This window comes from Aquiflexum sp., assembly GCF_977115555.1.
Genome location: NZ_CDSBKL010000224.1, coordinates 1 through 6,669, shown reverse-complemented (window position 1 = coordinate 6,669; position 6,669 = coordinate 1). Strand labels below are relative to the sequence as shown.

The following is a 6,669-nucleotide window of genomic DNA, read 5'->3' as shown; positions in this document are numbered from 1 at the left end:
TAAGGGTAAAGGATTTCTTTATTTCAAAAATGAAAACCAAATCCTATAAGAGGCCAAAAAAGTGTGATTTCATCTGGTGTGAATATGGGGGATATTCCGGCCTTTAACATTAATCCTGAACCAAAAACCCTTCTGTATCCTATGTTGAAAAAACCATTGACAGTCCCGGCATCAGGCAAAGAAGAGGAATTGGTACTAACCAGCTGTGTATCGGTCAAGCCGACAAAAGTTACACCCATCCCGAGTTCGAAGAAGTTTTTTTCTTTGCCAAGCAAGTAATTGATTCCCAATGGGACCGTAATCACCCTGACGCCATTGATGCCGGTCAACCCAAGTCCAGCCCGATACCCAAATCCGTCAGGCTTTGGTTTGAATCTGGATTCGTAATTAAAGGAGAAAACAATACCGCTGCCAAATCCCTCCAAATAGGCTGCCTGATGTCTTGAGCTTTCCTGTGAAAATGAAAAGGTTGTATTTAAGACAGAAAAAAGTAAGAAGATAAATAGCTGTTTCAAGACTCAAGAGGACCAATTTTCCTGCGAAAATAAAACTAAATTTTTTTATTTTCCCTTTACCTTGATTTTTTTGAGTAATTCAATTGAAATGTGATTTGAGAAGGATGTTTGTCGGGCATTTCGGTTTAGGCTGATTATATTTGCCAGACTTAAAAAGAATCATAAACTCAAATTCATATGCTCAAAGGTTTTTTTAACGTTCCCAAGCCGGTCAACGAACCGGTAAAAAGTTATGCTCCGGGTTCTCCCGAGAGGATCGAACTGCAGCAGACGCTGAAGGAATTCAGGTCGCAGCTTGTAGATGTACCTATGTATATCGGAAGCGAAGAAGTGAGGACAGGAGTTAAAAAATCCATGTCCCCTCCCCATGACCACAAGCACTTATTGGGATTCTTTCATGAGGGAGATTCATCCCATGTAGAGCAGGCAATCAATGCTGCCTTGGGAGCGAAAGAAGCCTGGGAATCTATGGAATGGGAGCAACGAGCTGCTATTTTCCTCAAAGCTGCCGATCTCTTGGCAGGACCATACCGCGCCAAGATCAATGCAGCCACTATGCTAGGGCAATCTAAAAATGCTTTTCAGGCAGAAATCGATGCCGCCTGCGAATTCATTGATTTCCTTCGGTTCAATGTACAATACATGTCCGAAATCTATGCGCAGCAGCCACCTGTTTCAGGTGGGGGTGTTTGGAACAGGCTGGAGCAGCGACCACTTGAGGGATTCGTGTTTGCTTTGACGCCTTTCAATTTTACTGCCATAGCAGGAAACCTCCCAACTGCTCCTGCGATGATGGGAAATACGATAGTATGGAAACCCGCCTATACCCAAATCTATTCAGCGAATGTACTGATGCAGGTTTTCAAAGAAGCAGGCGTTCCTGATGGGGTAATCAACTTGGTTTATGTTGACGGCCCTACAGCAGGTAATGTTATTTTCAACCATCCTGATTTTGCAGGGATACACTTTACGGGCTCTACCGGTGTATTCCAACACATTTGGAAAACGATTGGAGAAAATATCTTCAAGTACAAATCCTATCCAAGAATCGTGGGAGAAACAGGTGGAAAAGATTTTGTCTTGGCACATAAATCAGCACATGCCAAAGCTGTTGCTGTCGGACTTTCAAGAGGAGCTTTTGAATACCAGGGGCAGAAATGTTCTGCTGCTTCACGAGCCTATATCCCTTCTAACATCTGGCCGGATGTAAAAAAATACCTGTTGGAAGATTTAGCTTCTATGAGCATGGGGCCTACTGAAGACTTTACCAATTTCATCAATGCGGTGATCGATGAGAAGTCTTTTGACAAAATCTCCAGGTACATTGACAATGCCAAGAATGCCGAAGGTGTTGAAATCATTGCCGGCGGCCACCACGATAAATCCAAAGGATACTTTATCCAACCTACTGTCATCCTGACCAAAGACCCGATGTACACGACCATGTGTGAAGAGATCTTCGGCCCTGTTTTGACCATCTATGTATACCATGAGGAGCACTTTGAAGAAGCATTGGAATTGGTCGATCAGACTTCCCCTTATGCATTGACAGGAGCGGTATTCTCCCAAGACAGGTATGCGATCGAATTGGCAACCAAAAAACTGAGAAACGCAGCAGGTAACTTTTATATCAATGACAAACCAACCGGTGCAGTTGTAGGTCAACAGCCTTTTGGAGGTGCAAGGGCATCCGGTACCAATGACAAAGCCGGTTCAATGATCAATTTACTCCGTTGGGTTTCTCCAAGGACAATCAAAGAAACGTTTGTGTCTCCGGTGGATTACAGGTATCCGTTTTTGGGAAAAGATTGAGAGGAGAAACGAGAGGCGAGAAACAAGAAACAAGAGGCGAGAGACAAGAGCCGAGAGACGAGAAAAGACCACCGGAGAGTTGAAGCCGGTGGTCTTTTTCATTTTAGAATTTTTATCAATGAAATTTACTAGGATGCTTGAAAGGAAGATAGTTGTTGAACTTAGAGAATTATTGGAGGATTTTCTGTTTTAATAATAGTCAGAATTAGACCTGTATGAAAGGTAATTTTACACTAAGAGATTTTCAATTTTTTGGAAAAAAGATGTTTTAAATTAGCTTCAAAAAAATATGATATGTTTAGGTACTTCATCTTCCTTCTAGCGGTTGTTTTTTCTTGTAATTCCCAAGAACCCAAATCCTCGGAATTCATATCCGGTGAGTTGACTGCATACATCTCTGATACTTTATATTTTGAAAAGGACGAGTTCACAAAAAATCTCCCAACCAAATTTACCTACCTCGAGGAGAAGGACAGTAGTTTTCTTTATTCATGGTATGACAAAAGGCTATTGAAATACAGTTATCCTTCAGGTAAATTGATTTCGAGTACCAATTTCTTTGCCGAAGGCCCTGATGGAATCGGCTCTTTTATCTCAGGAAGCTTGATTACTGAAGATGGATTGTTCTTTATTTCAGATCAAAAAGTTGTTGTTTATACTGATTTTGAAGGAAAAGTGATCAGGCGGTTTCCCCTACCTGCTGTGCCTGAAGAAAGGTTGGCAGCTAATTTTTCTGCGATGAATGGCAATGATATGACCTATGATGCAGCGACCAAGACCTTGTTTTTGGCAGATGTTCCTTTTGTACTCAAAGAACCCAATATGGATTACCGGGATTGGTTATGGAAATTAGACGTCCGTTCGGGAAATTTTGATTCCGTAGGCTTCAACTATCCCGAAAAATACAGGGAACACTATGATGATCCGGAACTTGGGGTTTTTGCCCATTCTTACCTTAAGGATCAGGATATTTTTGTGGTCAATTTTCCTGCAAGTGATTCCTTATTGATTTTGGATTCGGACAAAAGTTATTGGGTTGATGGCAAAAGCTCCAAATCTTTGACTTTTGAAAAAGGGAAAACAGAACCTAGGGGAGAGTGGACAGTTTTTAATCCTAGTATGAAGACAAGTAGATACAAATTCACCCAATACGATCCTTTTCGGAGGAGACTTTTTAGATATGTAAATATTGAAACAAAAGAATCGGATATAGAAACTTACACCAATGAAAGCAGCTTTATTCTTTTGGACAATGAATTCAGAAAGGTTGCTGAGTTGTTTTTTGACAATCAAAAGATCTTACCTTCAGGCTTTTTCACTCCCAATGGATTTTATCTCAAATTAGCAGAGCAGGAAAGTGATGAAAGGGAAGGGTATGTAAGGATTCTTTTTGATTTTTGAGCAGGAGCAAAAAAGGAGGGTGTGGTATTCAATTTTTTTCTTTAAGTCATTATAATTTATGACTGAATATCAACAAGGCAATTCAGAATAATAAAGGAGGGGGCAATAATCCGATATTTGAGGAGGACTATTTTAAAGATAAGGGTTGACAAATCATATGTTGCTGATTTTCTTATCCTCTCTGTGATTTTCAAACATTTCGATTGCAGCCTTCAAAAGACCAAACATTCCGAGGCTTAAAACCATGATTCCTATAGATAAATCTTTTAAAATTCCGGTTTCATAGAAATAAAACCCTGTTAATCCCAAGATCAGCAGAATTAGGATTAACATGCTCATCAGGATGATTGCAATTTTCCCTTTTCGTGGATTTTGCCATACTTTTTTGGATAACTCATTTTGAGTTTTGGAGGTGTCCTGTAATGACGAGAAACTTATCCCTAAACCCATGAAAATCAAAACCGAATTAAAGTTATCAAATATCACCTCAGGATTATCTTTAAGGTAATCTAGTCCATTAAGGTATGGCTTAAAAGCAAAATACATTCCCAGAAGCATTAATGGGTATTGGGCATAGCTTACATAATGAAAAAATGTCTTGTAATTCATTGTTTCAAGTTTAAATTGAACATTTCGAGGTTCTGCTTCATATCATTTTTCCTGTATTTAAGAACCAAGTTTTAGAAACTCAATGTGGCTTTAGATTTTCTCACTACTTCTTTTTAAAAAGTGAATCCACAAATTCCTTTCTGTTGAAAACCTGCAGATCTGTCATTTTTTCACCTACGCCAATGTATTTGACCGGGATTTTGAATTGGTCAGAGATGCCGATGACAACACCCCCTTTGGCTGTGCCGTCTAGTTTGGTGATGGCGAGTGCAGTAATGTCTGTGGCTTTGGTAAATTCCTGCGCTTGAATAAACGCATTCTGACCAGTGGATCCATCCAATACAAGCAATACTTCATGCGGGGCATCATCGATGAATTTTTGCATCACTCTTTTTATTTTGGTGAGCTCATTCATCAGGTTGACTTTGGTGTGCAACCTACCTGCAGTATCTATAATTACTACGTCTGCATTGGTATCCACCCCCTGTTTTACCGCATCAAATGCGACAGAAGCAGGGTCAGTATTCATACCATGGGACACAATGGGTACATCGACCCGCTTAGCCCAAAGGATCAATTGGTCAACGGCCGCCGCCCTGAAAGTATCCGCAGCGCCTAGGACCACTGATTTTCCGGCTTGTTTAAATTGGTGAGCAAGTTTGCCGATGGTGGTTGTCTTTCCCACACCGTTGACACCAACTACCATGATGACATAAGGTTTTTTGTCTGCAGGAAGGTCAAAGTCTGATAAGTCTGTACTTTGGTTTTCTTCCAAAAGACCCATAATCTCTTCTCTGAGTATTACGTCCAGTTCGGCTGTATTGAGGTATTTGTCCTTTGATACCCTTTCTTCGATTCTTCTGATGATTTTGATGGTCGTGTCGACCCCTACATCGGAGGTGATGAGGATTTCTTCCAACTCATCCAACACTTCCTCATCAACTTTTGATTTGCCTACGACTGCTTTGCTTAGCCGAGAAAAAATGTTTTCGCTGGATTTTTGTAAACCTTGGTCAAGGCTTTCTTTTTTTTCCTTCGAAAAGAAACCGAAAATTCCCATGTCTTTGATTTTTAAAGTCCGAATATAACAAAAAAGTCCCTTCAAAGACTTAGCTTGAAGGGACTTTCGATTGCAAAAAGTGCAATGAAATTACTTTTTCAAGGTATCCTGAACCATAGTGGTCGGCACCATTTCCTCTTTGAAGGTATAAGCGCCGGTTTTTTCAGACTTGATCGCTCTGATTACTTTGGCGTATGTTACTCCACCTTCTTTTTTCAGGGTTGCTACTACTTTCTTAGCCATATTTTCAAGGTTTATATTGTTGCCGGAAGCAACCTAGATCCTAAATTATTTAATTTCTTTGTGAACCGTCATTTTCTTCAAGATCGGATTGAATTTCTTCAATTCAAGTCTTGTAGTGGTATTTTTACGGTTTTTGGTAGTGATGTACCTTGAAGTACCCGGAAGGCCTGTTGCCTTGTGCTCGGTACACTCCATGATCACTTGTACTCTGTTACCTTTCTTAGCCATCGCTGTATATATTTAAATGGTAAACCTGATCTGATTATTTAATGATAACGTATCCTTTTGCTTGGGCTTCTCTCAACACAGGAGTGATTCCTTTTTTGTTGATGGTTCTCAAAGCTTTGGTACAAACCTTCAAAGTGATCCAAGCATCTTCCTCAGGAATGTAGAAGCTTTTCTTGTGCAAATTTGGGTAAAATTTACGCTTGGTCTTGTTGTTCGCATGCGATACATTATTACCTACTTGAGGTCTCTTGCCGGTAATGTCACAAACTTTTGCCATGATATATGATCGTAATTGTATAGACGTTTTTTCAATTGAGTTTGCAAATATCGGACTTTTACCTGAAATACCAATACTCACCTCCAAAAATATTCAGTAAAATTCTCATTTTCATCTGTGAAGCAAGAGGCGAGATTCAAGAAGCAAGAAGCAATCAATCAGTAGCCAGTCTCAGTATTCAGTGGATTGTTCAAAAATTAATCTAAAAGTCAAAAATGAAGAAACCAGACCTTATGATTCGAAAACCTTCTAATGTCTGCAGGCCCGAAGTTCACAACAATTAAAACCATTATAACAAATGCAACCATTACAACTTAAATAACCAATAACCATTAACCAAATAACCAAGTCACTTTTCCCCATACGGGCAATGCTTGCAGCCACTTCCACAGCAAAATCCTCTCCTCAGGTGGTATTGTGCTGTAAAAACCATCAGACCTTTTTCATTCATATAATAATCACCCGGAATCAGTTTCATGGGTTCTGCAGGCTTCTTTTTTGAATTCATTCTTTAATCCTAAAGG

Annotated in this window: 9 protein-coding genes; 2 read left to right on the top strand and 7 right to left on the bottom strand. The window is 39.9% G+C overall.

Translation table 11 applies throughout. The features are described 5' to 3' along the window. Nucleotides 1-23 precede the first annotated feature (23 nt). Nucleotides 24-515, bottom strand: a complete 492-nt coding sequence (locus tag ACZFYI_RS13270; RefSeq protein ID WP_462524608.1) for a hypothetical protein — start codon at nucleotides 513-515, stop codon at nucleotides 24-26. A gap of 177 nt (nucleotides 516-692) precedes the next feature. Here ACZFYI_RS13270 and pruA point away from each other — a divergent pair, with 177 nt between their 5' ends. Both pruA and ACZFYI_RS13260 read left to right on the top strand, forming a co-directional pair. Then, nucleotides 693-2,327 (top strand): L-glutamate gamma-semialdehyde dehydrogenase, encoded by a 1,635-nt coding sequence (gene pruA / locus ACZFYI_RS13265; protein ID WP_462524607.1) that lies wholly within the window; start codon nucleotides 693-695, stop codon nucleotides 2,325-2,327. A 294-nt stretch (nucleotides 2,328-2,621) separates the two neighbouring features. Beyond that, complete coding sequence (locus ACZFYI_RS13260) at nucleotides 2,622-3,728, top strand: DUF4221 family protein (protein ID WP_462524606.1); 1,107 nt, start codon at nucleotides 2,622-2,624, stop codon at nucleotides 3,726-3,728. A gap of 153 nt (nucleotides 3,729-3,881) precedes the next feature. Here the strand turns inward: ACZFYI_RS13260 and ACZFYI_RS13255 are convergent, their stop codons facing one another. The 6 genes from ACZFYI_RS13255 to ACZFYI_RS13230 all read right to left on the bottom strand — a co-directional run bounded on the left by ACZFYI_RS13255 (nucleotide 3,882) and on the right by ACZFYI_RS13230 (nucleotide 6,653). Next, complete coding sequence (locus tag ACZFYI_RS13255) at nucleotides 3,882-4,337, bottom strand: hypothetical protein (RefSeq protein ID WP_462524605.1); 456 nt, start codon at nucleotides 4,335-4,337, stop codon at nucleotides 3,882-3,884. A gap of 103 nt (nucleotides 4,338-4,440) precedes the next feature. Next, nucleotides 4,441-5,397: a signal recognition particle-docking protein FtsY gene (gene ftsY / locus ACZFYI_RS13250; RefSeq protein WP_462524604.1), complete on the bottom strand. Its 957-nt coding sequence runs from the start codon at nucleotides 5,395-5,397 to the stop codon at nucleotides 4,441-4,443. Between the two features lie 90 nt (nucleotides 5,398-5,487). Beyond that, complete coding sequence (locus ACZFYI_RS13245) at nucleotides 5,488-5,640, bottom strand: DUF4295 domain-containing protein (protein ID WP_258424284.1); 153 nt, start codon at nucleotides 5,638-5,640, stop codon at nucleotides 5,488-5,490. 45 nt (nucleotides 5,641-5,685) lie between these two features. Beyond that, entirely contained in the window at nucleotides 5,686-5,868 is a 183-nt protein-coding gene (gene rpmG, locus ACZFYI_RS13240) for a 50S ribosomal protein L33 (RefSeq protein ID WP_113925165.1), read from the bottom strand. Between the two features lie 34 nt (nucleotides 5,869-5,902). Next, nucleotides 5,903-6,145 carry a 50S ribosomal protein L28 gene (gene rpmB / locus ACZFYI_RS13235; RefSeq protein WP_113925164.1) on the bottom strand — a complete coding sequence of 81 codons (243 nt, stop codon included), beginning with the start codon at nucleotides 6,143-6,145 and terminating at the stop codon, nucleotides 5,903-5,905. Between the two features lie 349 nt (nucleotides 6,146-6,494). Further along, nucleotides 6,495-6,653 carry a DUF5522 domain-containing protein gene (locus ACZFYI_RS13230; protein WP_462524603.1) on the bottom strand — a complete coding sequence of 53 codons (159 nt, stop codon included), beginning with the start codon at nucleotides 6,651-6,653 and terminating at the stop codon, nucleotides 6,495-6,497. Nucleotides 6,654-6,669 lie beyond the last annotated feature (16 nt).